This window comes from Pseudomonas sp. Marseille-Q0931 (genome assembly GCF_940789645.1).
In the GTDB taxonomy this organism is placed as follows: domain Bacteria; phylum Pseudomonadota; class Gammaproteobacteria; order Pseudomonadales; family Pseudomonadaceae; genus Aquipseudomonas.
On the sequence record NZ_CALNWT010000001.1, the window covers coordinates 549,107 to 561,779 of the forward strand.

Annotated in this window: 9 protein-coding genes and 6 tRNA genes; 11 read left to right on the top strand and 4 right to left on the bottom strand. The window is 62.9% G+C overall.

What is annotated here, in order from left to right; all coding sequences use genetic code 11:
- The first annotated feature begins 224 nt into the window (after positions 1 to 224).
- The 6 genes from P3C50_RS02680 to P3C50_RS02705 all read left to right on the top strand — a co-directional run bounded on the left by P3C50_RS02680 (position 225) and on the right by P3C50_RS02705 (position 930).
- A tRNA-Ala gene (locus tag P3C50_RS02680) sits at positions 225 to 300 on the top strand.
- A 60-nt stretch (positions 301 to 360) separates the two neighbouring features.
- Positions 361 to 436 (top strand) — tRNA-Glu (locus P3C50_RS02685).
- Between the two features lie 49 nt (positions 437 to 485).
- Positions 486 to 561: transfer RNA gene (locus tag P3C50_RS02690), tRNA-Ala, on the top strand.
- Positions 562 to 609: 48 nt separating this feature from the next.
- Positions 610 to 685, top strand: a tRNA-Glu gene (locus P3C50_RS02695).
- A gap of 47 nt (positions 686 to 732) precedes the next feature.
- Positions 733 to 808 (top strand) — tRNA-Ala (locus tag P3C50_RS02700).
- 46 nt (positions 809 to 854) lie between these two features.
- Positions 855 to 930, top strand: a tRNA-Glu gene (locus P3C50_RS02705).
- Between the two features lie 113 nt (positions 931 to 1,043).
- On the opposite strand, the gene P3C50_RS02710 is transcribed toward P3C50_RS02705, so the two are convergent.
- Positions 1,044 to 2,942 carry a sensor domain-containing diguanylate cyclase gene (locus P3C50_RS02710; RefSeq protein WP_275544778.1) on the bottom strand — a complete coding sequence of 633 codons (1,899 nt, stop codon included), beginning with the start codon at positions 2,940 to 2,942 and terminating at the stop codon, positions 1,044 to 1,046.
- Between the two features lie 205 nt (positions 2,943 to 3,147).
- Here P3C50_RS02710 and P3C50_RS02715 point away from each other — a divergent pair, with 205 nt between their 5' ends.
- Positions 3,148 to 3,597, top strand: coding sequence for an acyl-CoA thioesterase (locus P3C50_RS02715; RefSeq protein ID WP_275544779.1), 450 nt, complete (start codon positions 3,148 to 3,150; stop codon positions 3,595 to 3,597).
- Between the two features lie 6 nt (positions 3,598 to 3,603).
- Here P3C50_RS02715 and P3C50_RS02720 read toward each other — a convergent pair whose 3' ends face one another.
- Positions 3,604 to 3,999, bottom strand: a complete 396-nt coding sequence (locus P3C50_RS02720; RefSeq protein WP_275544780.1) for a hypothetical protein — start codon at positions 3,997 to 3,999, stop codon at positions 3,604 to 3,606.
- A gap of 95 nt (positions 4,000 to 4,094) precedes the next feature.
- Between P3C50_RS02720 and P3C50_RS02725 the strand changes: the two genes are divergently transcribed.
- Both P3C50_RS02725 and P3C50_RS02730 read left to right on the top strand, forming a co-directional pair.
- The gene (locus P3C50_RS02725; RefSeq protein ID WP_275544781.1) at positions 4,095 to 5,045 is read left to right on the top strand and encodes a tRNA dihydrouridine synthase; all 951 of its coding nucleotides are present in this window, start codon (positions 4,095 to 4,097) and stop codon (positions 5,043 to 5,045) included.
- A 257-nt stretch (positions 5,046 to 5,302) separates the two neighbouring features.
- Complete coding sequence (locus P3C50_RS02730; RefSeq protein WP_197857317.1) at positions 5,303 to 5,752, top strand: Hsp20 family protein; 450 nt, start codon at positions 5,303 to 5,305, stop codon at positions 5,750 to 5,752.
- 255 nt (positions 5,753 to 6,007) lie between these two features.
- Here the strand turns inward: P3C50_RS02730 and P3C50_RS02735 are convergent, their stop codons facing one another.
- Together P3C50_RS02735 and P3C50_RS02740 are read right to left on the bottom strand one after the other, a co-directional pair.
- Positions 6,008 to 9,292 carry a bifunctional diguanylate cyclase/phosphodiesterase gene (locus P3C50_RS02735; RefSeq protein WP_275544782.1) on the bottom strand — a complete coding sequence of 1,095 codons (3,285 nt, stop codon included), beginning with the start codon at positions 9,290 to 9,292 and terminating at the stop codon, positions 6,008 to 6,010.
- 103 nt (positions 9,293 to 9,395) lie between these two features.
- Positions 9,396 to 10,277, bottom strand: coding sequence for a LysR family transcriptional regulator (locus P3C50_RS02740; RefSeq protein ID WP_275544783.1), 882 nt, complete (start codon positions 10,275 to 10,277; stop codon positions 9,396 to 9,398).
- Between the two features lie 225 nt (positions 10,278 to 10,502).
- On the opposite strand from P3C50_RS02740, the gene leuC reads away from it, so the two are divergent.
- Positions 10,503 to 11,930 (top strand): 3-isopropylmalate dehydratase large subunit, encoded by a 1,428-nt coding sequence (gene leuC / locus P3C50_RS02745; protein ID WP_275544784.1) that lies wholly within the window; start codon positions 10,503 to 10,505, stop codon positions 11,928 to 11,930.
- Positions 11,931 to 11,941: 11 nt separating this feature from the next.
- A complete protein-coding gene (gene leuD / locus P3C50_RS02750) occupies positions 11,942 to 12,589 on the top strand; it encodes a 3-isopropylmalate dehydratase small subunit (protein WP_275544785.1) in 648 nt (215 codons plus the stop codon).
- Positions 12,590 to 12,673: the final 84 nt, after the last annotated feature.

The following is a 12,673-nucleotide window of genomic DNA, read 5'->3' on the forward strand; positions in this document are numbered from 1 at the left end:
CTTGCTGTGTTTTCAGCCCTCTCCCCAGCCCCTCTCCCATAAATGGTAGAGGGGAGCCAAACGCATGCAGCCTTAAGTGAACGGCATTACTCCCACGGTCGGGGCTTATGCTTTGCGAGGAGAGGCCTAAGTAATTGTTCTAGTGGCAAAAACTTTTGGCTAACAGGAAAAATGTTGTTGACAGCCAATCGGGGCGCTCTTAACATGCGCCCCGTCCTCGAGATGGGGCTATAGCTCAGCTGGGAGAGCGCTTGCATGGCATGCAAGAGGTCAACGGTTCGATCCCGTTTAGCTCCACCAATCTCGACTCCTTCGGGAGTGCCAGAATCGGTTTGACCGATTCGCGATCAGGGGTTTTGCGTCCCCTTCGTCTAGTGGCCTAGGACACCGCCCTTTCACGGCGGTAACAGGGGTTCGAGTCCCCTAGGGGACGCCACTTATTCCAGCCGCAGCGCTCAGGCGCTGCAGCCAGACCGAAAGGTTTCGGGGCTATAGCTCAGCTGGGAGAGCGCTTGCATGGCATGCAAGAGGTCAACGGTTCGATCCCGTTTAGCTCCACCAAACACTGACAAGGCCAGCTTAGCGCTGGCCTTGTTCTTCGAAGGTTTTGTCCCCTTCGTCTAGTGGCCTAGGACACCGCCCTTTCACGGCGGTAACAGGGGTTCGAGTCCCCTAGGGGACGCCATTTTCCAGTCGCAACGCGCAAGCGCTGCGAGCCGACCGCAAGGTTTCGGGGCTATAGCTCAGCTGGGAGAGCGCTTGCATGGCATGCAAGAGGTCAACGGTTCGATCCCGTTTAGCTCCACCAATCACACAAGGCCAGCCTAGCGCTGGCCTTGTCGTTCGAAGGTTTCGTCCCCTTCGTCTAGTGGCCTAGGACACCGCCCTTTCACGGCGGTAACAGGGGTTCGAGTCCCCTAGGGGACGCCATTTTTCTTGCCGCATTTGCGGAACCCAGGGGCTGCCTCTTCGGAGGTGGCCCCTTTTTATTTTCGCCTGCCAATGGAGCGCAGCGCCCGCTGCCGGAGCCCTGACGCTGCTTCTCAGGCGTCGTTGAGTGCCACGGCTTCGTAGCTGACCACGCGGTTGCGGCCGTCTGCCTTGGCGCGATACAGGGCGCGATCCGCCAGTTCCAGCCAGCGCTCGCCGCAGTTGGGATCGTTCGGTACCCCGGCGTGCAGGCCGATGCTCAGGCTCAGTGGTATCGATTGCTGCTGGTAGCTGCAGGGGGTTCGGGCGATATCTTCGCGTAGCTGTTCGGCGAGGTCGAGTGCACCGGTAAGGTCGGTACCGTCGAGCAGGGCGACGAATTCCTCGCCGCCGAAGCGGGCCAGCAGGTCGCTGCTGCGCAGACGTTGCTGGATGCGTTGGGCTGCATGGCGCAGGCAGGCATCGCCGGCCAGGTGACCATAGTGGTCATTGACCTGCTTGAAGTGATCCAGGTCCATCATCAGGATCGCCAGCGACTGCTGGCTGCGCTCGGCGCGGGCGCAAGCGCGCGCCAGTTCCTCGCTGAGCGTCTGGCGATTGAACAGGCCGGTGAGACCATCACGGCGATTCAGCTCCGCCAGGCGCAGGTTGGCGTTGGACAGCTGCTGCAGGGTGTCCTGCAGGGTCGCGGTGCGCTCCTGCACGCGTTGTTCCAGGCTCTCGCTGATCTGCCTCTGCAGTTCCAGGTGCTTGGCCTGCTCGTTGCGCAGATGGCGCTCCTGTTCGATCAGTCTGGCCTGTGCCAGGCGTTCGGCGTGTTGCACCTGGCGGATGCGTGCGGCAAGGGCGATGGAGAACACCGTCATCTCGATCAGGCCGCCCACCTGTTGCGTGTGAAGGGTTAGCAGCGAGTAGGGCAGCAGCCCGGTGCCGGTGAGGATGCTGGCCAGGCTGGCGGTGATCAGCACGAACCAGCCCAGGGCGAACAGGCGTGCCGCCACATAACCTTCACGCCAGCGCAGCAGAGTGATGATGAAGGCGGCCACGGCGCAGGCGACCACCAGTACGAAGCTGCCTATCAGTGCGGGTGCATAAGGTCCGAGGAGCGCCATGCCCAGTACCAGCCAGGCGCAGGCCTTGAGTGCGTTGGCGACCCAGCGGTAGGGCTTCGCGGCCTTGTCCAGCTCCAGCACGCCGTAGGTGAACTGTATGCCGAACAAGGTCGCCAGCGCCGAACTGAGTGGAAAGCTGAGCTGGTGCCAGGCCAGGGCGTTGGGCCACAACCATTGCAGGGCGAAGCCAAGCTGGATGAACTGATAGAGACTGAAGCTGGCGACGAACAGGCTGTACCAGAGGTAATTGCGGTCACGCGTGATGCAGAAGATGCTCAGGTTGTAGATCAGCATCGCGATCAGGGCGCCGAAGAACAGGCCCTGTAACAACAGGCTGCGTTGCTCCTCGTGATCGAATGCCTCATGGGTCATCAGGCTGGCGCTGAGGTTGGCGGAACCGTCGGTCTGCATGCGCAGCCAGATGCGCCGTTGCTCGCCCGGCTCGACGTCCAGTGGGAGCGCCAGCTGGCGGTGCTCGACCCAGCGCCAGCCGAAGGGGCGCTGGTCACCCGCGCGGTAAACCCGTTCGTCGTCGAGGCCGTAAGCGTCCAGCTGATCGAGCAACGGATTGCCGATCAATAGTACCCAGCCAAGCGAGCGATTGTGCGGGTTGTGCACGTCCAGGCGCAGCCAGTAGGCGCTGCCGCCGTAGCCGAAGCTGGCATCGCGCCGGTCGACGGGCTGCCAGGCAGAGTCGGGCAGGGCCCGGACATTGGTGATGTCGGCCTGGCCGCTCGGGTCTTGCCAGAAATACATGTAGGGGCCGGGCAGCGTCTGCGTCTGGCCGCTCGGCAGCGGCAGGCTGTCTGCCCAGGTCAGCGCTGGCAGCAGCAGAAGCATCAATAGGCGCAGGATGGCAGTCAATTGCTCGTTCTCGGACTCTCTGGCGAGTGCGCGCATTATGGCGCGCGGTAATGGCGCGATGAAAGCTCGGCACTGCATGCACTGGCCGCGCGGCGTATGATGCGGGGCCGGATCGAGCGGCCGCCGACGAGTTTGGCGGTCACCCGGTGTGGAACATGGAGCCTGGGCGGCGCCGTTGTCGCCTCGCCCGGGCCGGCTCATTCGGCCCGTCTTGGCGGGCTGCAAACCTGGAGGTACCGCCATGAACTGGGAGCTGCCCAGCCCCTTCGTCATCGATATCGACGTGACAGCAGAGGATATCGACGGTCTCGGCCATGCCAACAACGCGGTGTATGTCAGCTGGCTGGAGCGCTGCGCCTGGCGTCATTCGCAGTTTCTGGGGCTGGATCTGGTCGAGTATCGCCGCCTGGATCGGGCCATGGCCGTGGTGCGTCACGAGATCGATTACCTGGCCAGCGCCTATGAAGGGCAGCAGCTGCAGATGGCGACCTGGATCGTCGAGTCCGACCAACGCCTGAAGATGGATCGTCGTTTCCAGCTGGTGCGGCCCGAGGATGGTCTGACGCTGCTCAGGGCCAAGACCACCTTCGTCTGCATCGAATTGTCCAGCGGGCGCCCCAAGCGCATGCCGTCGGAGTTCGTCGAGGGCTATGGCCAGGCCTTGATGGAGCCTTATCCGCTTGAGCTATAGGCGCGCTCAGTCGATCAGTGGCGCGAGAAACACCTGGTGCGGTTCGACCATCACGGCGAACTGACGGGTTTCGCCGGGGCGCAGCAGTATCGACTGCGCGACGTCCGGCCCACGCCCGCCGCAATAGCCGTCGGGTGACAGGGCCACGGCGACGCTTAATTCGCCGCTGGGCAGGTCCAGGCTGGTGCGTTCGCCTGGGCCAAGCTTCGCCACCGCCTGCTGGTTGACGTAAAGCTCCACGTCGCAGGCGTTCGGCGCGTTGCTGTCGCGGCTGAAGATCAAGCGCGCCGACGCGTCGGCGACCGGGTCGGGCGGTATCTGTTTGATACCCCGGGGCAGCGCGTCGCTGGCCTGTGCCCCCAGATACCACATACCCAGAACGATCAACGCGAGATAACGCATGACGAGCTTCCTGTTTTGGCGGTTGTCAGTGTGGCCCATCTTGCGCGCGGCGCGCGACCCCTTAAACTGTGCGCCCCATTTTTTCGGACTATCTCATGCAAATCGCCCTGGCGCCCATGGAGGGGCTGGTCGACGAGATCCTGCGCGACGTACTGACCCGTATCGGTGGGATCGACTGGTGCGTGACCGAGTTCATTCGCGTGAGCGAGCGGCTGTTGCCGGCGGCTACCTACCACAAGCTGGCGCCCGAGCTGTTCAACGGTTCACGCACCCAGGCCGGCACGCCGATGCGGGTGCAGTTTCTCGGCTCCGATCCGCAATGCCTGGCCGACAACGCCGCGTTTGCCTGTACGCTCGGCGCGCCTGTGATCGATCTCAACTTCGGTTGCCCGGCCAAGACGGTTAACAAGTCGCGCGGCGGTGCGGTGCTACTCAAGGAGCCCGAGTTGCTGCATGCGATCGTCCGTGAGGTGCGCCGCACGGTGCCGGTCGAAATTCCGGTGACGGCGAAGATGCGCCTGGGGTTCGAGGGCAAGGAGGGCGCGCTGGACTGCGCGCGGGCGCTAGCCGAAGGCGGGGCGAGCCAGATCGTCGTGCATGCGCGTACCAAGGTCGAGGGATACAAGCCGCCGGCGCATTGGGAATGGGTGGCGCGGGTGCAAGAGGTGGTCGGCGTGCCGGTGTTCGCCAATGGCGAGGTGTGGACGCTGGATGACTGGCGCCGCTGCCGTGAAATCAGTGGCGTGGATGACATCATGTTGGGCCGCGGCCTGGTATCGCGCCCCGGTCTGGCACGGCAGATCGCGGCGGTCAGGGCCGGAGAGGCGCCCGAGGAAATGAGCTGGGCCGAACTGCAGCCGCTGCTGCTCGACTTCTGGCAGCAGGCAAGGCGCAAGCTGGCGCCGCGCTACGCACCGGGGCGCCTGAAACAGTGGTTGGCGATGCTTACTCGTACCTACCCGGAAGCTGTCGCGCTGTTCGCTGAGGTGCGCCGCGAGCAGGATTGCGAGCGTATCGACCGGCTGCTGATGATGCCCTCCAGCTAAAGCCTGTGGCCTGGATGAAATCCAGGCAGCGGGCATTCTCCCCGGATTGCATCCGGGCTACGGCTGAAGCTTGGTGCGCACGCCACACGCTGCGGTAGGGATGGTGGGTGGCTTGGTGGGTCCATGCTTCCATGCGGGCTGTAAACGAATTTTTCAGGCTCTTGAAAAATGTCCTGGCGACCCTAAATACGTGACTGCGGGATGCCGAAGTCGGGTTCCGCGATATGAACCTTGCTGAAATTTTCAGGAGAATACTCATGAGCAACGTACTGTCCCTGGCCCCTCTGTTCCGCCAGTCCGTCGGTTTCGACCGTTTCAACGATCTTTTCGAATCTGCCCTGCGCAGCAATGACGCCGGCAGTTCCTACCCGCCCTATAACGTCGAGAAGCATGGCGAAGACCACTACCGCATCGTGGTCGCGGCTGCCGGCTTCGAGGAAGGCGATCTGGAGCTGCAGGTCGAGCGGGGCGTGCTGACCGTGGTCGGCAACAAGCGTGATCGCAGCGCCGAGAGTGTCAGCTACCTGCATCAGGGCATCGCCCAGCGTGCGTTCAAGCTGTCGTTCCGCCTGGCCGATCATATCGAGGTCAAGGGTGCCAACCTGGTTAACGGTCTGCTCCATGTCGAGCTGGAGCGCATCGTGCCGGAAGAGGCCAAGGCCAAGCGCATTCCCATCGGCAGTCAGCGTCCTGCGCTGGAAAGCTGAGTCGATGGTCGATGAAGCAGGCGCCCCGCGGGGCTAATGCTGTTCACATAAGAATGGTCGAACGCGATCAGTCCCCTCGCCCCTCCGGGGAGAGGGTTAGGGCGGGCCGCGTTCGGCGAGGGGAAAACTGGCAGTTTTGCAGTGTTTTCAGCCCTCTCCCCCAGCCCCTCTCCCATAAATGGGAGAGGGGAGCCAAGCGCGAGCACCTTAAGCGAACAGTTGCCCCGCGGGGCGCCTTTTTCATTTGGCTCGGCTCTAGCCGTTCAGCATCAGCAGGTCGCGGAAGGCTTCCTGCGGCAGCGGTCTGCTGAACAGATAACCCTGATAAAGATGGCAACCTTGCGACTGCAGGAACTCCAGTTGGTCCTGCTGTTCGACACCCTCTGCGATCAACCCCAGGCCCAGGCTGCGTGCCATGGCGACGATGGCGCGAATGATCTCGGCGTCGTTGGGGTCGTTGGTGGCGTCGCGCACGAACGACTGGTCGATCTTCAGCATGTCCACCGGCAGGCGCTTGAGGTAGGTCAGCGAACTGTAGCCAGTGCCGAAATCGTCCATGGCGAAGCTGACGCCTTGCTTTTTCAGGCGCAGCATCTTGCCGACGGTATCGTCGATATTCTGAATGACGATGCCTTCGGTGATTTCCAGCTTGAGCATGGCATTGGGCAACTGGCTGGCACGTAGGCAGTTGGCTACGCGTTCGACGAAGTCGTGCTGGCGGAACTGGCGGGGGCTGATGTTCACGCACAGGCTGAAGCGCTCGCTGTCGACCAAGCCACCAGCCAGTAGCTGGGAGCAGAAATGACAGGCCTCGGCCAGCACCCAGCCACCGACCTCAACGATCAATCCGCTTTCTTCCAGCACCTGAATGAAGTGCGCCGGCGATTGTGGCCCCAGTTGCGGATGCTGCCAGCGCAGCAGGGCTTCGGCGCCGACCACCTTGCCGTCACGGGCGTCGACCTGGGGCTGGAAGTGCAGTTCGAATTCGCCACGAGCCAGAGCCAGGCGCAGATCATTCTCCAGGCGCAGGCGAGCGCTGGCAGCATCCTGCATGGTGCTGCGAAACAGCTGGATAGCGTTGCGGCCGGAATCCTTGGCGCGGTACAGGGCAATATCGGCGCGTTTGAGCAAATCTGCTGGAGTGTTGCCGTGGTCGGGAATCAACGCGACACCGATGCTCGGTGTAACCTGCAGGCGGTGTCCGTCCAGCAGCATCGGTTCGGCAAGCAGCTGACGCAGTTTTTCGGCGACTTGGCGGACGTGGCGGGTGACTTCCGAGCGTTTGCCCTCCAGGCCAGAGAGCAATACCACGAATTCGTCACCGCCCAGGCGCGCCACGGTGTCCTCCAGACGCACGCTGGCTTCCAGGCGCGCGGTGACCAGGCGCAGCACGGAGTCGCCGACGGGGTGGCCGAGCGAGTCGTTGATGTGCTTGAAGTGGTCGAGATCGAGAAACAGCAGGGCGCCGCGCAGGTCATGGCGTTTGAGCAGGGCGATCTGCTGAGTCAGACGGTCCATCAGCAGGGCGCGATTGGGTAGGTTGGTCAGCGCATCGTGATAGGCCAGGTGCTGCACCTGCGCCTGGGCCTGCTTGAGCTCGCTGATGTCACGCGCGGTGAGCAGCAGGCAGGGCACGCCATCGAGTTCGATGGGTTGCACGGAAACGTCGACCAGGCGCACGTCGCCGTCGCGGTGCCGGCCGTGCATTTCCATATGCAGTACCTTGGCGTTGCGCGACAGCTGCTCGAGCAACCGCTGGCGCTCCTCGGGATAGGCCCAGACGTCCATCTCGAAGGACGTGCGCCCGACCACTTCCTCCGGCAGGTAGCCGGTGATGCGGGTGAAGCCTTCGTTGACCTCGATGTAGCGGCCGCTTTCGCGCTCGGTGATGGTGATCGCGTCCGGGCTGGAGTGGAAGGCCTTGGCGAACTTCTCTTCCGAGGCTTGCAGGCGCTGTTCACGCAATACCCGTTCGCTGATGTCGACCAGGGTGCCGACCATTCGCAGCGGTTGCCCGTCGTCGTCGAGCTGCAGCTTGGCCGTGCTTTCGAGAAAGCGCAGGCCGCCATTCTCCCGCTGTACGCGATAGGTGACCTGATAATGGCTGCGGCGCTCTTCGACCATCTGCTGAAAGTGCTGGCGCAGGCTGCGCCGGTCCTCCATTGGCACATGCCGGAAGAAATCGAGAAAGGCGCCTTCGAATGGTGCCGCGTCCAGCCCCTGCAGTTGCGCTGCGCGGGCGCTGGCGATCAGGCGGCTGCCGGGAATGTGCCAGTCCCAGGTGCCCAGGTCGGCCGATTCCAGCGCCAGGCGCAGGCGCTGTTTGCTTTCGTTCAGCGCCAGTTCCTGGGCGCGTTGTTCGGTTATGTTGCGCACGGTGAGCACCAGGCAATCGACGCCGTTCAATTCAATCTCGCCGCCGAACAGCAGGTTGCTGGTGACGCGGCCGTCGCGACTGAACAGGCGCACCTCGAGGTTGTCCAGGCGCCCGGTTTGCGCGGCTTCGAGCATGCGCTGACGGTCACCGGGGTCAGCCCAGATGCCCAGCTCCAGCGAGGTGCGGCCCACGGCTTCGGCGCAGCTCCAGCCAAACTGCTGCTCGAAGCTCGGGTTGACTTCGATAAAGCGACCTGTCGCCCGCTCGGAGATCGCCACCGCGTCCGGGGTATGCATGAATGCCTTGGCGAATTTTTCCTCGCTGGCGCGCAGTGCGTTCTCCGCTCGCTTGCGCTCACTGGTGTCGAGAAAGGTGCAGAGCATCAGGCGGTCACCCTGCAATTCGATGTACTGGCTCGACAGCACACCGTCGAGAATGTCGCCGGCGCGGGTGCGTAGCTGCACCTCCTGAATCACCGGCTCGCGGCTCAGCGGCGCCTGCCGACGCAACTGGTCGCGCTGACTGGCGTGTACCCAGAGATTCAGCTCATGGGTGGAGTAGCCAAGAATTTCGCTGGGGTTCCAGCCAAAGGCGTGGGTGAAGTGCTGGTTGACCTCAATGATTTCGCTGTTGTCGTAGCGCACCAGCATCATGATGTCGGGGCTCAGGCGGAACAGGCTGGCGAAGCGTTCCTCTGAAGCGCTCAGGGCCTCGGCACGTTCCTGCTGGGCAGTGATGTCGCGGATCACGCCGAACATCCGTGGCCGACCGTCAGCCTCGCGTTGCAGGCTGCCGGTGATCTCCAGCCAGTGCAGGCTGCCGTCCGGCCAGCGGATACGATGGCGCAGGGCATTGGGGATCTGTTCGCCCTTGAGAATGGCCTCGAACGTCGCCAGAACTTCGGCGCGCTCCTCCTCGGGGATCAGCTCGATGTAATGCAGTTCCCGCGTTACCGGGCGATTGGGATCGAGGCCGAACAGTGCCTGGGCGCCGCGCGACCAGTTCACCTGGCCGCTGCGAATGTCCCAGTACCAGGTACCGAGATGCGCGCCATTCAGCGCGGCCAGCAAACGCGGTGCGTCTTGCCAGGTTTGCTCGAATTCGGCGGGATCCATCGCCGGGATATGTGGCAGGGGCGGGGTCTGGTCAGTCGATCTGGCCATGGCCGAACCGTTCTCCGGAGGGCGCGATGCGCGGGGCGGGCATTAATGGCATGTGGACACTTTTTTTATCGTTGTGTCACCACGTTAGTCTGATGCCGGTGGCCTATGCAAGGTCGTCCCGTTGGCTGTCGAGCAGATCCATGAAAGCCCGCGCAGCATTGGACAGCGTACGCTCGGTATGCAGGATGTAGCCTAGCTGGCGGGTCAGCTGAATGCCCGGGATCGGCAGGCGCGCGACCTGTTCGTCGAGCATGGTGCGTGGCAGTACGCTCCAGGCCAGGCCAATGGACACCATCATCTTGATGGTTTCCAGGTAGTTGGTGCTCATGGCGATATTCGGCGTCAGGCCCTGGGCCTCGAACAGGCGCTGCACGATGTGATGAGTGAAGGTGTTGCCGCCGGGAAATACCGCGGGGTGCTGCGCCACGTCGGCCAGACTGATCGCCTGGCTGCGTGCCAGCGGATGTTCCGGCGCGGCGACGAAGTCCAGCGGGTCGTCCCACACCGCCACGGCGCGGATCGGTTCGCGGGTTTCCGGGGCGAGGGTGATCACCGCCAGCTCGGCGCGACCATGCAGAATCTCTTCGTAGGCCACCTCCGAATCGAGAAACTGGATATCCAGTGCCACCTGCGGGTGGGCGCGGGTAAACGCACGCAGCAGTGCAGGGAGGCGATGCAAGCCGATATGGTGACTGGTGGCGAGCGTCAGACGGCCGCTGACCTCACCGGATAGATTGGTCAGCGCGCGGCGCGTGTCGTCCAGCACGTTGAGGATTTGGTAGGCGCGCGGCAGCAGGGCGCGGCCCGCCTGGGTCAGGCCGATCTCGCGGCCGAGGCGATCGAACAGGCGCACGCCCAGTTGCTGCTCCAGGCCGGCGATGCGTTTACTCACCGCCGGCTGGGTCAGATGCAGGCGCTCGCCGGCTTCGGAAAAGCTGCCCGTCTCGGCGATGGCGATAAAGGCATTGAGGTTGGCCAAATCCATGGGGCGCTCCGCGAATAGAAGAATGCCTTGAGCATACATTCCAATGCGGAATCCTTTGAATAAAAAATATGAATTTGAGTTATTTCGTGCCCGGCAATAGCATTCTCCCCATAAGCCAAAGGGCCTTTTTCGCCCGAGGCATAGAAAGATGCACTTCTGACGCCAGTCGGTGATAACGCTGGCAGTTTATGGATGTGCTCAAAAGGCGCTGATGAGGTAAGGCTGATGACTGGCAAGACGCTCTACGACAAGCTCTGGGAAATGCACGAAGTGAAACGTCGTGACGACGGTTCCTCGTTGATCTACATCGACCGTCACATCCTCCACGAAGTGACTTCGCCCCAGGCCTTCGAAGGCCTGCGCCTGGCCGGGCGCAAGCCGTGGCGCATCGATGCCAACATCGCCACGCCGGATCACAACGTGCCGACCACCAAGGCCGAGCGCCAGGGCGGCCTCGAGGCTATCGCCGATGAGGTCTCGCGCATCCAGGTACAGACCCTGGATGAGAACTGCGACGACTTCGGCATCCTCGAATTCAAGATGAACGACGTGCGCCAGGGCATCGTCCACGTGGTCGGCCCGGAGCAGGGCGCTACTCTGCCAGGCATGACCGTGGTCTGCGGCGACTCGCATACCTCGACTCATGGCGCCTTCGGTGCGCTGGCCCACGGTATCGGTACCTCGGAGGTCGAGCACGTGCTCGCCACCCAGTGCCTGGTCGCCAAGAAAATGAAGAACATGCAGGTGCGCGTCGAAGGCAAACTGCCGTTCGGCGTGACCGCCAAGGACATCGTGCTGGCCGTGATCGGCAAGATCGGCACTGCCGGTGGCAACGGCCATGCGCTGGAGTTCGCCGGTAGCGCGATCCGCGACCTGTCGCTGGAAGGGCGCATGACCATCTGCAATATGTCCATCGAGGCCGGTGCCCGCGTTGGCCTGGTAGCGGTGGACGAGAAGACCATCGCCTACGTCAAGGATCGCCCGTTCGCGCCCAAGGGCAGCGATTGGGACATGGCCGTGGCGCAGTGGCAGAACCTGGTGTCCGACGCCGATGCGGTGTTCGACACCGTGGTCGAGCTGAAGGCCGAAGACATCAAGCCGCAGGTCAGCTGGGGCACTTCGCCGGAAATGGTCTTGGCCGTCGACCAGAACGTGCCGGACCCGGCCGTCGAGGCCGACCCGGTGAAGAAGGACTCGATCACCCGTGCGCTCAAGTACATGGGCCTGAGCGCCAACCAGCCGATCACCGATATCCAGTTGGATCGCGTGTTCATCGGTTCCTGCACCAACTCGCGCATCGAAGACCTGCGCGCTGCCGCTGAAGTGGCCAAGGGCCGCAAGGTCGCTGCGACCGTCAAACAGGCGCTGGTGGTGCCGGGCTCTGGCCTGGTCAAGGCGCAAGCCGAGGCCGAAGGGCTGGACAAAATCTTCATCGAAGCCGGTTTCGAATGGCGTGAGCCGGGTTGCTCCATGTGCCTGGCGATGAACCCGGACAAACTGGGTAGCGGCGAGCATTGCGCGTCCACCTCCAACCGCAACTTCGAAGGCCGTCAGGGTGCCGGTGGTCGTACCCATCTGGTGAGCCCAGCCATGGCTGCCGCTGCGGCGGTGACCGGTCGCTTCATCGACGTTCGCGAATTGATTCAGGCCTGAGGAGACCGCACATGAAAGCCTTCACCCAACACACCGGTCTGGTCTGCCCGCTCGATCGTGCCAACGTCGACACCGATCAGATCATTCCCAAGCAGTTCTTGAAGTCGATCAAGCGCACCGGCTTCGGCCCAAATCTGTTCGACGAGTGGCGTTATCTGGATGTCGGCCAGCCGAACCAGGACAACTCCAAGCGTCCGATCAACAAGGATTTCGTGCTCAACTTCCCGCGTTATCAGGGTGCCAGTGTGCTGCTGGCTCGTGAGAACTTCGGCTGCGGTTCCTCGCGCGAACACGCGCCATGGGCGCTGGACGAGTACGGCTTCCGCACCGTCATCGCGCCGAGCTTCGCTGATATCTTCTTCAACAACAGCTTCAAGAACGGCCTGCTGCCGATCATCCTCAAGGATGAAGAGGTCGATGCGCTGTTCGAGCAGGCTGAGGCCACTGAAGGTTATCAGTTGACCGTTGACCTCGAGGCGCAGACCGTGACCCGTCCCGATGGCGTGCAGTACAGCTTCGAAGTCGATGCCTTCCGCAAGCACTGCCTGCTCAACGGCCTGGACGACATCGGCCTCACTCTGCAGGATCAGGACGCGATCAAGGCCTTCGAAGCCAAGTACCAGCAGGGCAGCCCCTGGCTGTTCGGCGCGATCAAATAAACCCGGCTGCAAGCCGCAAACTTCAAGCTGCAAGTAAAAGCGGCTTTTGCTTGTGGCTTGCAGCTTGAAGCTTGAAGCTTGTAG

Bases quoted from the DNA above. Each gene is read 5' to 3' on its own strand.
- P3C50_RS02710 (WP_275544778.1), bottom strand. From the start codon at position 2,942: ATGCGCGCACTCGCCAGAGAGTCCGAGAACGAGCAATTGACTGCCATC.
- P3C50_RS02715 (WP_275544779.1), top strand. From the start codon at position 3,148: ATGAACTGGGAGCTGCCCAGCCCCTTCGTCATCGATATCGACGTGACA.
- P3C50_RS02720 (WP_275544780.1), bottom strand. From the start codon at position 3,999: ATGCGTTATCTCGCGTTGATCGTTCTGGGTATGTGGTATCTGGGGGCA.
- P3C50_RS02725 (WP_275544781.1), top strand. From the start codon at position 4,095: ATGCAAATCGCCCTGGCGCCCATGGAGGGGCTGGTCGACGAGATCCTG.
- P3C50_RS02730 (WP_197857317.1), top strand. From the start codon at position 5,303: ATGAGCAACGTACTGTCCCTGGCCCCTCTGTTCCGCCAGTCCGTCGGT.
- P3C50_RS02735 (WP_275544782.1), bottom strand. From the start codon at position 9,292: ATGGCCAGATCGACTGACCAGACCCCGCCCCTGCCACATATCCCGGCG.
- P3C50_RS02740 (WP_275544783.1), bottom strand. From the start codon at position 10,277: ATGGATTTGGCCAACCTCAATGCCTTTATCGCCATCGCCGAGACGGGC.
- leuC (WP_275544784.1), top strand. From the start codon at position 10,503: ATGACTGGCAAGACGCTCTACGACAAGCTCTGGGAAATGCACGAAGTG.
- leuD (WP_275544785.1), top strand. From the start codon at position 11,942: ATGAAAGCCTTCACCCAACACACCGGTCTGGTCTGCCCGCTCGATCGT.